Annotated in this window: 13 protein-coding genes and 1 pseudogene; 3 read left to right on the forward strand and 11 right to left on the reverse strand. The window is 64.1% G+C overall.

Going from position 1 to position 14,891, the window contains the following annotated elements; all coding sequences use genetic code 11:
• Positions 1–35 precede the first annotated feature (35 nt).
• Genes AC5Y5E_RS17735 through AC5Y5E_RS17750 form a run of 4 tightly spaced genes read right to left on the reverse strand, consistent with a single transcriptional unit; the run spans position 36 to position 3,860 of the window.
• Positions 36–1,205, reverse strand: coding sequence for a cytochrome P450 (locus AC5Y5E_RS17735; protein ID WP_499904071.1), 1,170 nt, complete (start codon positions 1,203–1,205; stop codon positions 36–38).
• Positions 1,206–1,230: 25 nt separating this feature from the next.
• Entirely contained in the window at positions 1,231–1,449 is a 219-nt protein-coding gene (locus AC5Y5E_RS17740) for a hypothetical protein (RefSeq protein ID WP_083173206.1), read from the reverse strand.
• Entirely contained in the window at positions 1,449–2,600 is a 1,152-nt protein-coding gene (locus AC5Y5E_RS17745) for an amidohydrolase family protein (protein WP_499904072.1), read from the reverse strand. The genes AC5Y5E_RS17740 and AC5Y5E_RS17745 overlap by 1 nt, the downstream gene beginning before the upstream one ends.
• 30 nt (positions 2,601–2,630) lie before the next feature.
• A complete protein-coding gene (locus AC5Y5E_RS17750; RefSeq protein WP_426628923.1) occupies positions 2,631–3,860 on the reverse strand; it encodes an amidohydrolase family protein in 1,230 nt (409 codons plus the stop codon).
• A 141-nt stretch (positions 3,861–4,001) separates the two neighbouring features.
• On the opposite strand from AC5Y5E_RS17750, the gene AC5Y5E_RS17755 reads away from it, so the two are divergent.
• The gene (locus tag AC5Y5E_RS17755) at positions 4,002–4,607 is read left to right on the forward strand and encodes a TetR/AcrR family transcriptional regulator (RefSeq protein WP_083173207.1); all 606 of its coding nucleotides are present in this window, start codon (positions 4,002–4,004) and stop codon (positions 4,605–4,607) included.
• Positions 4,608–5,177: 570 nt separating this feature from the next.
• Here the strand turns inward: AC5Y5E_RS17755 and AC5Y5E_RS17760 are convergent.
• The 7 genes and pseudogenes from AC5Y5E_RS17760 to AC5Y5E_RS17790 form a co-directional block, all read right to left on the reverse strand.
• The gene (locus tag AC5Y5E_RS17760; protein WP_083173168.1) at positions 5,178–6,092 is read right to left on the reverse strand and encodes an esterase family protein; all 915 of its coding nucleotides are present in this window, start codon (positions 6,090–6,092) and stop codon (positions 5,178–5,180) included.
• A gap of 1,224 nt (positions 6,093–7,316) precedes the next feature.
• Positions 7,317–7,454 (reverse strand): annotated as a pseudogene (locus tag AC5Y5E_RS17765) (cytochrome P450); the annotation flags it as partial.
• Positions 7,455–7,517: 63 nt separating this feature from the next.
• Positions 7,518–8,345: a mycofactocin-coupled SDR family oxidoreductase gene (locus tag AC5Y5E_RS17770; RefSeq protein WP_083173171.1), complete on the reverse strand. Its 828-nt coding sequence runs from the start codon at positions 8,343–8,345 to the stop codon at positions 7,518–7,520.
• Between the two features lie 157 nt (positions 8,346–8,502).
• The gene (locus tag AC5Y5E_RS17775; RefSeq protein WP_426629021.1) at positions 8,503–9,282 is read right to left on the reverse strand and encodes an SDR family oxidoreductase; all 780 of its coding nucleotides are present in this window, start codon (positions 9,280–9,282) and stop codon (positions 8,503–8,505) included.
• Positions 9,283–9,314: 32 nt separating this feature from the next.
• Positions 9,315–10,388, reverse strand: a complete 1,074-nt coding sequence (locus AC5Y5E_RS17780; RefSeq protein WP_083173173.1) for an acyl-CoA dehydrogenase family protein — start codon at positions 10,386–10,388, stop codon at positions 9,315–9,317.
• Positions 10,385–11,533 (reverse strand): acyl-CoA dehydrogenase family protein, encoded by a 1,149-nt coding sequence (locus AC5Y5E_RS17785; RefSeq protein WP_499904073.1) that lies wholly within the window; start codon positions 11,531–11,533, stop codon positions 10,385–10,387. Before AC5Y5E_RS17785 ends, AC5Y5E_RS17780 begins: the two co-directional genes overlap by 4 nt.
• Positions 11,534–11,540: 7 nt before the next feature.
• Positions 11,541–12,392, reverse strand: a complete 852-nt coding sequence (locus AC5Y5E_RS17790; protein ID WP_499904270.1) for an SDR family oxidoreductase — start codon at positions 12,390–12,392, stop codon at positions 11,541–11,543.
• Between the two features lie 112 nt (positions 12,393–12,504).
• Between AC5Y5E_RS17790 and AC5Y5E_RS17795 the strand changes: the two genes are divergently transcribed.
• Entirely contained in the window at positions 12,505–13,725 is a 1,221-nt protein-coding gene (locus AC5Y5E_RS17795) for a Zn-ribbon domain-containing OB-fold protein (RefSeq protein WP_083173175.1), read from the forward strand.
• Entirely contained in the window at positions 13,722–14,882 is a 1,161-nt protein-coding gene (locus tag AC5Y5E_RS17800) for a thiolase C-terminal domain-containing protein (RefSeq protein ID WP_083173176.1), read from the forward strand. Before AC5Y5E_RS17795 ends, AC5Y5E_RS17800 begins: the two co-directional genes overlap by 4 nt.
• Positions 14,883–14,891: the final 9 nt, after the last annotated feature.

Consider the following 14,891-nt stretch of genomic DNA (forward strand, 5'->3'; position numbering starts at 1 on the left):
GGCGTTACCTCCGTGCTGGCGTTGTCGGTGCTGTCTCAACGTGCTTCCCAGTGCAGCGGCAAACTGGTGAGCGAATAGGTGTTGGCCGGCCAGCCGATCCGCGGTGTGAAACCTGGCTCGAGCTCGAATTCCGGGATGCGGCGCAACCACTCTTCGATGATGAGGTTCAGTTCCATGCGTGCCAGGTGGGCCCCAAGGCATCGGTGCGGTCCACCGCCGAAACCCCAGTGTCGGTGAACTTTTCCGTCCATCAGCACCTCGTTGCCCGAGGTGGCGTCGCTGCCGTCGCGGTTGATCGCGGCGATCAGTAACCGGACCGGAGTGTCGGCAGGCAGCGTGATGCCGCCGACGGTGACTTCCCGGGTCGTCATCCGCGGTAGGATCGGCGCCGGTGGCTCCAGCCGGACGATCTCCTCGACGAAGACCGTGATCAGCTGGGGATCTTCCCGCAGCGCGGACCGCAGGTCGGGCCGGCGGGCCAGCTCCAGCAGCGCGAAACCGATTGCCGCCGTGACGGTGTCCAGTCCGGCCAGCACGAACAGAAAGCTCAGCCCGACCGCTTCGGCGTCGTCGAGGGGCTCCTCGCCCGTCAGCACCGCCGACAGGACGTCGGAGCCCGGGTTGGCGCGGCGTTCGTTGATGGCGGCTCCCAGGTAGGCGAACAGCTCCAGGGCAGGCCCGAGATCGTGGCCTTCCAACGTCGTGCCGCTGTCGGCGAGCTCGATGACGGCGTCCTTCCAGGTCAGGAGCTTGGCGCGGTCAGCCAACGGCAGGCCGTAGAGGGTGAGGAACACCTGCGACGGGTACGGCATTGCCAACTCGGTGACGACGTCGGCATGCCCATGCGGGGCGAGGGCGTTGATCATCCCGACCGCCTGCTGCTGCAGCGCCGGCAACATCGCGCCCAGGGTGTGCGGGCTGAAGAAGGGCTGCAGGATCTTGCGGAACCGGGTGTGCTCGGGCGGATCGAACGAAATCGGCACCAGCGGCAGGGGACTGCCAAGGGTGTCGAACGCCTTCTTCGACGAGAAGATCTCGGGGTTGCGCAGCGCGTGTAGCACGTCGTCACGGCGGGTCAGGTAGTACCAGCCGTGCATCAGGACGACGGGCCCCATGGCGCGGAGGGCGTCCCAACCGACTTTTCGGTCGTCGGCCATCGGCAACGACTCGTACTCGAGCTCCGGCACTGCATGCACGCTGGTCATCCGAATAACTCTCCTTGCTTAAGAATCAGTCCTGGTTGTGCAGATAGGCGTCGTATTCACCGCGAACCGACTCCATGGCGGCCAGCCGCCGTGTGACCGAGCGAATCTCGGCCTCATCGGCGGGAAATTGCAATGCTGCAAGCCGGTTTTGGGCGCGGACGATCGCGTCGTCGAGCCGGTCCCGCGCCTCGTCTTTGGTCAGCAGATCCTGGTCGGCCCAGTCCTCCACCTCCGGCGGGTCCATCAAGCCGCCCGTGGGAAGTTGTAGAACTCGCGCGCGTTCAATTCCACCATCCGGTGTGCCTCGTCGTCGGGCACGTCCCTGAGGGTCTCGGCGGCGCGTTCACGGCTCTGCGGCCAATACGAGTCCGAATGCGGGTAATCGCACTCCCACGTGATGCGGTCGACGCCGATGAAGTCACGTACATCAACCCCGAAGTCGTCTTCGATGAAGCAGCCGTGGATGTGCTTCTTGAACAGTTCGCTCGGCGGATGCTCCTGGTTGATGTTGTTGTAGAAGCGGTGCTTGCGCCACACGCTGTCGCAGCGTTCCAAAATGTATGGAATCCAACCTATTCCGCCTTCGGACAGACCGATCTTGAGCCTCGGATGACGGTAGAGCGTGTTCGAGAACAGCCAGTCGGTCATCGCCGTCATCGACATCGTCCCCATCAGGGTGATGAACACGGCGAACGGCGCGTCCGGCGCGATCGGTGGGGGAAAGCCGCCGGACCCGAAGTGCTGCGCCAGCACCATCCCGGTCTCTTCAACGGCCGACAGAACCGGATCCCAGTGGTCGGAATGCACCGACGGCAGTCCCAGCCTGTCCGGCAGGTCGGGGAACGTCACCGTCTTGGCGCCCTTCTCGGCGACTCGGTGGATCTCCGCGACGCTTGCGTCGATATCCCAAAAGGGCAGCATCGCAACGGGGATGAACCGGTTCGGCGCAGTGGCTGCCCACTCGTCGAGATGAAAATCATTCCACGCCCGTGAGCATAGGCGGGCGAGCTCCTTGTCCTCCCCTTCGGCGAATACCGCACCGGCGAACCGTGGGAAGGACGGGAAACAAGTCATCGCCTGCACGCCGTCGATATCCATGTCAGCCACGCGCGCCTTGGGGTCATAGCAGCCCGGGATCATGTCGTCGTAGCGCACCGGCTCGACGCCGTAGTCTTGGGGCTTCTTGCCGGCCACCGCGTTCAGGCCGATGTAGGGATAGATGCGGCCCTCGTACTGCCATACCTGGGTCAATGCCCCGGTGTCGGGGCGTTCGAAATCGATGATCTTCGGACCCGCTTCGAGGTATTTGCGGGGGAGCCGGTCGCTCCACACAGTCGGGTGCTCGATCAGATGGTCGTCGACCGAGATCAGCTGCATCCACGGCTGCAACGGCATCGGCGTTCTCCTTGCGTCGCTTCGAAGTTCTCAGGCGGAGGCCAGCTGCGGTGGTCTCATGGCGTCCGGGTTGGGATTCGCAATCGGCAGCCCCATGAAGCGGCGGGCGTTGTCGCCCATGAAGTCGTAGGTGCGTCGTTCGTCCATGCCTTCGGCGTATTCGTAGAACCGTTTGGGAGTTGCCAGGCCCTCGGGATGCGGGTAGTCGGAGCCGAACAGCACCTTGTCCCAGCCCACCGTCTCGACCACCTCGGCCACCGAACCCTCCCAGAAGGGGCTGACCCAGATGTTGCGGCGGAACACGTCAAGAGGATGCTCTGCGAAGTTCTGCGGCATCTTGGTGTAGATGTCGTCGAGATCGTGGAAGAGGGGCTTGATCCATGAACTGCCGTTCTCCACGCTGGCGATGCGCAGTCGTGGGAACCGGGTCAGTGTGCCGTGGCATATCAGACTGGTGATCATGTCGGCGATCTCCCTGTGCCCCAGCGCAACCCATCGGAATGCGCTCATCTCCATGAAGCTGTTTGTGTCGGGCGGTTCCCACTGATTGATGTAGCCGTCGAGCGGCGGCTGGCTCGCGTGCAGGACGATCGGCAAGCTCGCGGCTTCGACGTCGCGCCAGAACGGGTCGAACTCGGGCAGTGCGGGAGAGCGCCACCCGCGAAACCCCTTAACCGGGGAGGGTTTGATCAACGCCACCTTGGCGCCGTTGTCGAGGATGTAGTCGAGCTCCCGACGCGCGCCGTCGACCTCGGCGCAATTGATCACCGGCGTCATGAATAGCCGGTTGGCGTAGGTGAACTGCCAGTGTTCGAGCATCCACTGGTTGAGCGCGTGGATCATCGCCATAGTCAGTTCGGGATCCTCGGCCGCCGAGTGTTCCACGAGATTGGCCAGCGTCGGATAGACGAGCGTCTCGCGGACCTCTTGGCGGTCCAGCTCCCTGATCCGGTCCTCGGGATTTCGGCTCGCGGGCGGCGCGTCGATCGCCGCGCCCTGCATCTCGCGCAACGTCAGTCCTTCGGGATTGTGACCCGAATAGAACTTCTCGTGCGAGCCCGGTGCAGCGACCCGGTCGAAGGTTGGGTTGGGGATGTACTCGGTGATCTTGCCCAGTATCGCGATGCGAGTCCGCCGACCCATCTGGACGAACTGCACGGCTTTGGCGAACCGGTCTGGCAGGTATTTCGTCAGCGCACCGGGCGTTTCATACATGTGCTGGTCGGCATCGAATATCGGCGCGTCGGTGATCGGTTTCATCGCTGTCTCTTTCGGATCGGCTTTCAGTGTCGAGCTTTGATCAACTTGACGATTGTGTCAAGTCACTAGCGTGGATTTCACTATTGATGGTTTCAACTCGATGATTGGTACTTGACACTTATGTCATATATGCTGGTGGGCATGACGGTGACGCAGGGGAACGGCCGCGCCGGTGCGGCGGAGGAGGCCGGCCGTGGGGAGCGGACGCGGGCGCTGATCCTTGAGGCGAGCCGACAGTTGTTCCTACAGCGCGGCTTCGCCGGCACGCCCATCAACGCGATCACCGAGGCATGCGGAATTTCGCGCGCTGGCTTCTACACGTACTTCAAGGACAAAGAAGAGATCTTCGCCGTCCTGGGCGAGAGCGCCTACCGCGACGTGATGGCGGTGTTGACTCGGTTGGACAGGTTGCCGCGGCCATTCACTGCAGAAGATCTGCGCGGTTGGGTCGGCGAGTACTTCGCGTTCATGGACCGCCATGGAGCATTTGTGTTTGGCGCGTGGCATTCGTCGCCCGACCGGGAGGCGTTCCGGCGCTCGCGCAACCGCACGGTCACACGATCTGCCTTCAAGCTAGGGCAGGCGATCGTCGGGCCGGGTGACCACTCGCCCGAGGTCGTCGGTATCGCAGTGCTCGGGATGATGGACCGTGCCTGGCACGCCGAGCAGATCCAGGCCGTCGCCGTCGAAAGGGACGAGGCGATCAGCGCGCTGGCCGACATGATCCTGCGACTGGCCCACCAGTAGGTGCACTGGCACGACAGCGAAAACGCCTTGGCCCAAATACTTCAACGGTCCGATGACCCGGGCGTCTCAACCCACTACGGGCGACGGGCGGTCTGCCGTAAAAGATGTGCGCAGTGGCGTCCGCAGTCGCGCAGGGCGAACGATTGGACAGCTCGGCTATTGCTGGCGTCGCACGAACACGCGGTAGCCGAGCTGTCGGCGATCGGCGCAGCAGCAGACCATGGACTGGTCTGGTCGTCGTCTGGGGGTCCATGGTCGAATTGCCCGCAAGCCATGCGGCCAATATGCGGCCAAAGCGGCGGATGGGTTAGTCCAAGAGGGCCAGTTTAGTGACCTACTACGGGTAACCAGCTGAAATACATTGATGTAAGCTTAAACTCCGCTTTGGTCAGAAGCCTCGCCGGTGGCGTCGGCCCGCGTCGATGTCGCCGATCCCACAGTGACGCCCTAGCCCACGCCGGGTCTGATGACTGCTTCCGGGCGGTTGCCATCGCATCAGCCATAAGTAGCGAGCGCTGCTGAGAATATGCCTGCGGCATGATGGACGGGGGTGCACCCGCACTCGCCCAATCAGCGAATGGTTCCGGCGATATCGCCCGACATGGCACCCAGCTGCGGGCCCCATGAGCCCCAGCCATGGTCGCCGTCGGTTGGGAAGTCAAAGTGGCCGTTGCGTCCGCTGACGTTGCGGTACTGCTGGTAGAACGTTCGGTTGACACCCTGAGCCTGGTCGCCAGCTCCCAGCATGGATGCCGGGTCGCTGGCCGTGGGCGTCGTCGGGCTGAAGACCCACACGCGCGTGTCGTTCTGGGCTAGCAGTGCGGCATGGACCTGAGGGTCATGCCACTTCCACCGACCCAGCTGCGGGGGACCCCACATGCTATTGCCGTTGATGCCGCCGAACTGCTGCAAGCCTGCGAGGATCGCGCCAGCGAACGCGGTTTCCGACGGGTACAGAAAGCCCGACATGGAACCGGCGTAACGGAAGCGGTCGGGATGGAAGGCGGCCAGCGCCATCGCAGCGTAGCCACCCTGAGCGGCTCCGACGACTGCGTGGCCACCGGGAGCCAGGCCCTCGTTGGCGGCCAGCCAGTCAGGCAGCTCGCTGGACAGGAAAGTATCCCACTGCTTGCTGCCGTCCTGCTCCCAATTGGTGTACATGCTATATGCGCCCCCGGCCGGGGCGACTACCGAGATGCCCTTGCCGGCCAGCGTGTTCATCGCATTGCCCGCGGTGACCCAATTGCTGACATCCGGGGCGGCATCAAAAGCGTCCAACAGATAAACCGCGTGCGGCCCGCCCCCCAGGAAGGCCACCGGAATATCGCGGCCCATTGCTGCCGACGGAACCATCAGGTTTTCATATCCGGCTGCCCTGGCTTGTCCGGTGAGCCCGCTCGGCACGGTCACACCGCCCAGACCAGCCAATAGCGCGGCGACGCAGAACGCCCGCAGAACCGCTAACAAACCCCGCCTGGGTCCCATGTCCACTCCATCGTCTAGTCGATCCGCTACATCGCTACGATTTCTCACCCCAACTGGCAGTAAACAGTTATATGTATATATCATAAGATCTGGGTCAATTTTAAGGGCCGACTGCCAGCCTGGGTACGGGCCAAGTCAGGGGAGGTTGGGATGATGCGGGGTCTCGCGTCGGAAGTTCACCGCGACTGGTCCACGCAAGTCCTGGCCGGGATCGCCCGCGTCGTTCTGTGGTTCGCGCGGCCAAATTCCCCGGTCGTCGTGGAGCTGCGCGTCGCGGACCGTTCGTACGTCGTTACGGCAATGCCGACCCTATAGGTCGCGTTCGTCGCGGCGTAGGAACAGGTGAAAATGGCTCTCGATCGATTGTTGCGCCCCGAGGGGGCGCTGATCAACTTCCGCGGTGCTTCAGCCAACCAGTTGCGGTGACGACAACACGTGCTGGCAGCCCCTTCCGCGGAGCTGTCGGACGGCAGGCCGCTGCCGCTGGGGCGGGCGCCACGGGCAAAGCACGGTCGCCAGCGACGTCGATTTGCTACGAGCGGCACACACAGATTCAGTGGATTTACCCCCCATCTGTTGTCGTCTAACCATTCTGCGATGAGGTCATCGACGGTGGTTAACCGGCCAAGAACGGCAATGGTGTTGTCCAGCACCCTGATTTCCATAGTCGACAGGGGTACCCGCGACGGCGTCGCGCGGGACAATGAGTTCGAAGCCGGCCTGCGTAATGTGGCCGGCCGAGATCGGCAGCGCGAGGTTCAACGAGACACCGGTCAGAACGATCGTCCGCACACCGAGGCCCTGAGGATCGGCAGCAGCTCGGAATCGATGGTCGGGAACAAGCCATGGTGGCGGGGCAGCACCAGGTCGGTCGATGCGAAAGCTTGGGCAGTACCTGAGTTTCAGGAGATCTGGGAGCCCTCCCCGCGATGGCTGGCCCCAGCGTCCGCCATATCCGTGCGGTGCCATGGTATGCGCAGCCCAGTGTGCCTCCGTAGGTGGCATGGACCACCCTCACACCAATTGCGCGCGCCGCGTTGAGGAGGCGGCAGAGGCTCTCGACGAGACCCGTGCTTTCCGCGGCAAGTTGTCGGAGTACCGATTCGTGCCCAAGCAGGCCATTCTGGCGTTCCACGCAGAGGACGGCTGTAGTGGCCGATGGGGCTCACTTGTACTGGAGGGGTAGCGACGCGAGTAGCCAGCTGCCAAGGGAGTCGAATGCCTTTTCGACGAGAACACGCCCGGATCCCGTAGCGCACCAAAGACATCCACGCGACGCGTCTGGTAGTACCAACCGTTCATGAACACGACGGGTCCGGCGTCCCGGGCAGTCTTTCACCCCACCCACAGATCGGTCGACATAGGCAATAGGGCCCATTCGAGTTCTGGCACGCCACCGATGATCGACCGGGTCTTCTGTTGCCTTCAGCGGCGCACATCCATGCCGGCATCGACCTTCAGCACGCTTCCGGTGAAGGAACGTCCCAAATCCGAGATCAGGAACAGTATCGCGTTGCTGACGTCCTTCGGTTCGATCATGGGGAAGTCGGGCAACGCGGTCTGCATCACGTTGGCTAGATTTGGAGTCTTTTCGATGACTTTGAACAGCGCCGGGTTCTCGGTCACCATCGGTGTGGCGCAGTTCGTAGGTGCCACAGCGTTGACCCGGATACGGTCTGGGGCAAGCAGGTTCGCGTATGAACGCACCAAGCCCGTGATCGCCAGCTTGGCCATGTTGTACGCATCGGATCCGCCGCGGCCATCGGTCAGGTCCAACAGCGCCGCCATGGAGCTGGTCGCCACCAGGTTGCCCCCTGTGCCACGCTCCTTCATGTGGGGGATGGCGACTTGGAAGGTGTTCCAGACGCCGATCTGCATGATGTCGATACCCAACCGCAGCGTTTCGGACGCGTCCACCTCGTCGAGATTCGTGAGGATGACCCCAGCATTGGCGATGGCGGTGTCGATGTGGCCGAACTCTTTCACACCCTTGTCAAAGGCCGCCTGCAGCGCCGCCTTCTCCCGCACATCGGCCTGCTGGAAAACCATCTGCTGCCCAGTCTTCTCAACAAGGCGGGCGGTTTCTTCGAGATCCTCGAGACTGCCCAGCTTGTATGGGACCGCGTCAATGTCGTGGCAGATGTCCACACCTACGATGTTCGCGCCTTCCTCCGCGCACATGACGGCGTGTGACCGTCCCTGACCGCGCGCGGCTCCGGTGATAAATACAACCCGGCCGTCCAGCAAAGCCATCAAGTGCTCCCATCATTGTGGCTTCCATAGTCAGAAGCGCGGCGAGATGACTGCGCTCTGAGGAGGATTTTACGCCCACGATCTCAAATCATCCAACTATTTCGCTAATTTAGTCGGCGCAGGTTATGGACGGCGGCTTCGCGACACGCGCCTTAGCTCACCGCGGGGTGAAGCGTTGTGCGCCGTCGAGGCGCATTACTTCACCATTGACGTATCCGTTGGTCAGCAAGAAGGTCGCAGCGTCTGCGAACTCGTCCGGCGCGCCGAGGCGCTTAGGGAATGGAATATTGGCGGCGAACTTCGCGATCGCTTCTTCTCCGACCGACTCCATGATCGGCGTCTTCATCGTCCCGGGGGCGATCGTGTTGACTCGGATGCCGAGGGAGCTGAGGTCGCGTGCGGCGGCGATCGTCAATCCGATCACACCGGCTTTGGCCGCGGCGTAAGCGCTTTGACCGATCTGGCCTTCGTAACCGGCGATGGATGCCGTGAGTACCAATGCGCCCCGCTCGCCGTCGGGCAGAGTCGGCGCGGCTGCGATGGCGGCGGCGACCAGCCGAGCGACGTTGTAGGTGCCGTTGAGATAGAGGTCGATGGTCTTGGTGAAGGCGGCGAAATCAGCCGGGCTGTTGTCGCGTTGCACGATGCGTTGGGCGACGCCGAATCCTCCGTGGGCCACGACGGCATAACGCAGGTGGCCCAGTTGGTGGGCCCGTTCGATCGCTTCCCCGATCGAGTCTTCGCTCGTCACATCGGTAGTAACGAAGCTCGCGCGGCTGCCCAACTCGTCTGCGAGCGCCTTGCCCTTGTCGGCGGCCAGGTCGGCAATGACCACACCGAGGCCTTCGGCGTGCAATCGCCGCACCGTGGCCTCACCGAGGCCGCCCGCGCCTCCGCTGACGATCGCGGACGCACCGTTGAATTTCTCGACTGTCACTAGCTCTCCTTTTGATGTTGACTGCACCGCGGTCACAAATTGCCGATCACCAGGTCCCACGGATCGGCGGCATTTAGGGCCATCCGGCCGAGCCGGCGCGCATAGCCGGGGGTCGTGCCGTAGTCATTGCTCCAACTCTGCGCGCGCAGTGTCACCGACGACAACGGATGTTCAGCGGTCACGCCGATCGCGCCATGAAGTTGGTGGGCGATGGTCGTGACCGGTCTGACGGCTCGTCCGGCAGCCACCCGCGCGACGGCAACCGCGTATTCGGTTTCGCCACAATTGAACCCATAATCGGTGGCAGCCGCGACGGCCAGCATGGTGGCGGCTCGGGCACGTTCGACGTCGCCGGCTATCGCGGCAAGGGCATGCTGAACGGACTGGAACTTGCTCAGCGACCGGCCGAACTGGGTTCGTTCCCGCGTGTGGGCCACCGACATCGCTGCGGCGGCATCCAGTGCCCCGATGACCTGTACGCAGCGACACCATGCGCCGCGCACCGCCAACTCGTCGGCGACGGCCGGTTCGACGACGGCCAGCTCGTCGGCGGCCACGTCGAAGGTCAGTCGATCGCGTGGCTCCCCGGCCAGATTGTGGCTTTCCGCCAGCTCGGCGGGATTGATGTCGACGACACCCACGCGCGCCTCCTCGTGGCCTCGTGCGAGAAGCAGCACTGCCGAGCACGCGCGCGTCCATGGAACGCCAGTCGCCGTTCCGCGGATGCGCCCCCGAGTCGCGGTCGCGTCAGCGATCGCGACTGTGAGTGGTCCTTCCGGCAGTTCGATGCCTGCCAGGTTGCCGAGCCAGCCTGCCAGAGCGTCGGTTTCGGCCAACGGGACAGCGCCCGCGTGCCGGGCGATACCCCAGAGCGCAATGGCAAGCTCGCCAGGCCCCGCGCCCAAATCCGCGGTGCTCGTCAACCGCGCCAGCCCGGTCTCCTCGAGGTTGCGCCACAATTGCGCGTCGAATTGTTCGGGAATCCTGCGCTGACCAATCCGGGCATCGAAGGATCGCCGGCCGATGTCGTCGACCAACTGCCGCAGCTCGGCATGCTCGTCATCGGCGGTGTCGCCGGCGAACGCACCGCTCGAAAACGCCATCATCGCAACCCCATTCCGCGGGCGACGACACCGCGCAACACCTCATTGGTGCCACCGCGCAAAGTGAACAACGGTTTGTGAAATGTCGCTGTGGCCATTAGCGCCACCAGTTGCGGTGTCATCGGTATGCGGTCGAGCACGTCGGTGACCAGGTCGATCGACTGCTGCTCGAACCGGGTGCCGAGATCCTTGACCAGCGCTGCCTGGTTGGCTGCGTCCTTGTTCTCATTGAGCGTGCGTGCCACCCAAACTGACAGCTGTCGCAACGAGATCAGCCGTCCCACAAGGTCGCCGACGATGCCGGCGGTCGTGTCATCTGTTTCGCCAGAGCTGTTCAGCACTCGGACCGCCGCCATGATCAGCGGTGCGGTCGACAAAATCCGTTCCGGTCCGCCGCGTTCGAAGGAGAGTTCCGCGGTCACTTGGTGCCATCCTTGGCCGACCTCGCCCAGTACGTCGCTGTCCGGTACGAAGACCTCCTCGAATCCGACTTCGTTGAAATGATGGTCGCCGTTCATCAACAGGACCGGCTCGATTCGCACGCCCTCGGCGTCGCAGGGAACCAGGAACTGACTCAAGCCGTCGTGCCGTTGTTGTGGGTCCGGCAGGCTTGTCCTGGCGAGCACCACAACCTGATGGGCGTGGTGCGCCCCACTTGTCCATACCTTGGTCCCAGTGAGCAGCCAGCCGCTGTCGGTCTTGGTCGCCTTGGTCTGCACGGCAGCGAGGTCGGAGCCTGCGCCGTGTTCGCTCATCCCGATGGAGGAGTAGAAAGTTCCGGCGCCAATGCGTGGCAGCAGCCGCTCTCGCTGCTCTTCGCTGCCATAGGCCAACAGGCCCGGGGCCACCTGCCGGTCGGCGACCCAGTGTGCGGCGATCGGAGCACCGGCCGCCAGCAACTCCTCGGTCACCACATAGCGATGGAGGTGGGTCAACCCCCGTCCGCCGTACTTCTCGGGGATGATCAGCCCGACAAGACCGGCCGCGCCGAGGCGCGCACTGAATCCTTCGTCCCATTGTCCGAGCCAGGAGTCGACGGCGGGCACCCAGCCGTGTTCGGCCCGGTCAGCCTCGAGGAACTCCCGTACCGATGCGCGCAGCTTAGCGAGCTCGGGTTCGTCGGCGCGCAGCGCGTCGAATTGACTCATCGATCACCTAGGTGGTCGGAAGCGGGGTCGAGGGCAGATAGAAGTTCGGGACGAGGTCGTCCTCCGTGGCGGCCAACAGATATGCGGACAGGTCGTCCACTCCCTCTTCGGCGAGCACCTGCTCGTCGGTGTAGAAGTGGCCGCTGCAGTCGGTAGACCGGGTGATCAACGCGTGCGCCGCGTCGGCCACGATGCGCGGGTCACGTGCGTGCGCGCGGATAGCGTCGCCCATCGCGACGACCATCCCGGTGCTCCCCACGGTGGCGGCTGGCCACAGCGAGTTCACTGCGATCGGGATCGACGCGAACTCCGCAGCCCACCCGAGCGTCAACAGGCTCTCGGCATACTTGCCCACGGTGTGGCCGACGTGGGCCCCGACCCAGCGCGGATCCAAATTCAACGGCGGAGAGATGTTCACGATGTGTGCGTTGTCGGACTGACGCAGGTGAGGCAGCGCGGCCTGCACGACTGCGAACGGTCCCTCGACGTTGACCTCCAGCAGCCGGCGAAAGTTCCCGGGCGGCAGCGTCGGGGTCGCACGCAGATCCAGCGCACCCGCGTTATTGATTACGACGTCGATGCCACCGAACACATCGGCCACTTCCGCCACGGCAGAGGCGGTGGCGTCGCCGTCGCGTACGTCGCAGACCACTGGCAGGGCGCGACCGCCCGCCTCGCGAACTGCGTCGGCTGTGTCACCAATGGTGCCGGGCAGTTTGGGGTTAGGAGACGCCGTCTTGGCGAGCAGTGCCAGCGCGGCGCCATCGGTGGCGGCCCGGATCGCGATCTCACGCCCGATGCCGCGGCTGGCGCCGGTCACCAGCACGACGCGGTCCTTCAGCGTGCGGGGACCCGTTATTCTCACGCGTTGCTCCTCCCACAGGCAGGCACGTTGCCTAGAATGCTATAACTATATAGCTTATTAAAGCGGGCGTTTCTTCTCCGGGGCGCCATAGATGAAGCGAGGCTAGATGACCCACGTCGTTTCGATCGGCTGCTATCTCCCGCCGTGGTGCAAGGGGTCGCGCCGAGTGAAGGGACCCGACGAGGACGCGGTGACAATGGCCGTGGCGGCCGGCAGGGCCGCCGACACCGTTGCGTCTGCTCGGCGAGTAGTCCTGGTATCCCGCGACTTTCCACTGCTCGAAGGCGGGAACGGAGCCGTCCTGCTGGCCGCGCTGTCGCTACCGGCCGATACGCCCATCGCGGAGGTACTCGGCGGTGCGCCCGCGGTGTTGGACCAGATTGTGACGGCGTCGCCCGGCACGCTGGTGATCGCGGCCGATGACAACGCCGCGGCGGTGGGTGCTGCTGCGGTGTTGACCGGCGACGGCGAGTCGCACCTCACTCCGGTCGGACGACAGACTCGCAGCCTGCCTCTGGTGGCGCGAGGCGACGACGGCGTCCGCCACGCCTACCCGGACTCACGGCTGCAGCGCGAGGTCGGAATACGCGCCACCTTCGACAAACTCAGCCTTACCGGAACACCCGCGGCGGTCGCCGTGGCTGGTGTTCCCGCCGCTCAACTCGGCGGTGCGGTCGACACCTCGGGCGCCGCGGAGGAGCCGCGAGTCTCGGCCGCGGGGGTGGTGCGGGTAATAGCAGATGCGATCGAGCGTGAAGCGTGCGGTCTGGTGCTCGCCGCAGAACAGTCGACGATGAGCGTCGCGGCGCTGCAGGACACCGACTCGCCTCCGAAAATCAATCGTGACGAAGTGCCCGCACGCGAGCTGCCCGCGACCAAAATCGCAGACGGCGTCGGCATTCCGATCTCAATGCCAGCCTACGCCCGGGCGTTTGAGCCGAAAATTCGTTGGGAGGCAGCCGTTTTCGACGAGCGGCCCGGTATCGACCCGGCTCCGCAGTTCCCCCCGAGAGTTCGAGTCGACAACTCCGGCGCGCTAGCCACCGATTACCAGCTCGAAGCGTTGCCGCGCACGGGCACGGTCTACACCCACACGACCATCCGGATTTCGGTGCCTGACTTGCCCAGCCCCTACTCGCTGGCGGTAGTGCAGCTGGACAACAGTCCGGTACGGGTCCTGATGAAGGTTACCGGGGTGCCGGCGGGCGAAGCCACCATTGGGCAGGCCGGATCGGTGGTTCTGCGCAAGATCGCAACCCGCGCAGGTGTACCCGACTACGGGTACGCGTTCTGGCCGGGCCGCGTCAAAGAAGGAGTCCAGGCATGAGAAATGTCGCGATCGTCGGCGCGGGCATGACACCGTTCGGCGAGCATTTCGAGCTCGGGATCAAGGACCTGGTGCCGATGGCCTACGCCGAGGCCGTTGCGCGTGTCGACAAAGGGATCCAGAAGTCCGAGATCGAAGCCGCGTGGTTCGGCGAACTCTCCACCACCGATGGCTTCCCGGCGGGCATCCTCGCCGATACTCTAGACCTCACCGACATACCTGTTACCCGCGTCGAGAACGCCTGTGCCACAGGCAATGACGCGATCCGCAACGGAACCATGGCGATCGCGTCCGGCCTTTACGATGTCGTCTTGGTAGTGGGCGCCGACAAGGTACGGGAAACGTCGTCCACCACCACCTTCTGGGACTGGGCTGCGATGACCCGCGACAATGCCTGGGACTACCCGCTGGGGCTGGTCGCTCCGGCGAACTTCGCCCTGCACGTCATCCGATACCTGCACGAGTCTCCCGCTACCAAGGAGCACATGGCGATGGTCGCGGTGAAGAACCACTTCCACGCGCTGAAGAATCCAAAGGCGCAGTTGCGGTACGAGATCACCGTGGAACGGGCGCTGGCCGCTCCCATCGTGGTCGAACCCTTCGGGTTATACGACTGCACGCCGCAGAGCGACGGCGCCGCCGCGGTGATACTGGCGGCCGAGGACGTGGTCGACCGGTACACCGACAGCCCTGTGTGGGTACGTGGTGTGGGGCTGGGGATGGACCGGGTGATGCATCAACACAAAACGGACATGACGACCTTCCCGCCGACAGTGCGCGCGGCCAAGTCGGCGATGAAGATGGCGGGCTTGACACCTCGCGACATCGATGTTGCCGAGGTTCACGACTGTTTCACCGGGGTTGAGCTGATCAGCTACGAGGACCTAGGATTTGCCGAACGGTTCGAGGCGTACAAACTCGTCGAGCACCGGGAGCACTATGTCGGCGGGCCGCTACCTATCAACCCGAGCGGCGGCCTGAAGGCCAAAGGGCATCCGCCGGGTGCCACGGGGGTGGCGCAGTGCTATGAGCTATTCAACCAGCTGCGTGGCCAGGCGGAGAATCAAGTCGACGGGGCGCGAGTCGCGTTGGCGCACAACATCGGTGGTCCAACCGCGGTGTCTGCGGTGACGATCCTTTCCAACAAGAAGAACTGACAGGACATC

The organism is Mycobacterium sp. NGS54 (assembly GCF_059812465.1).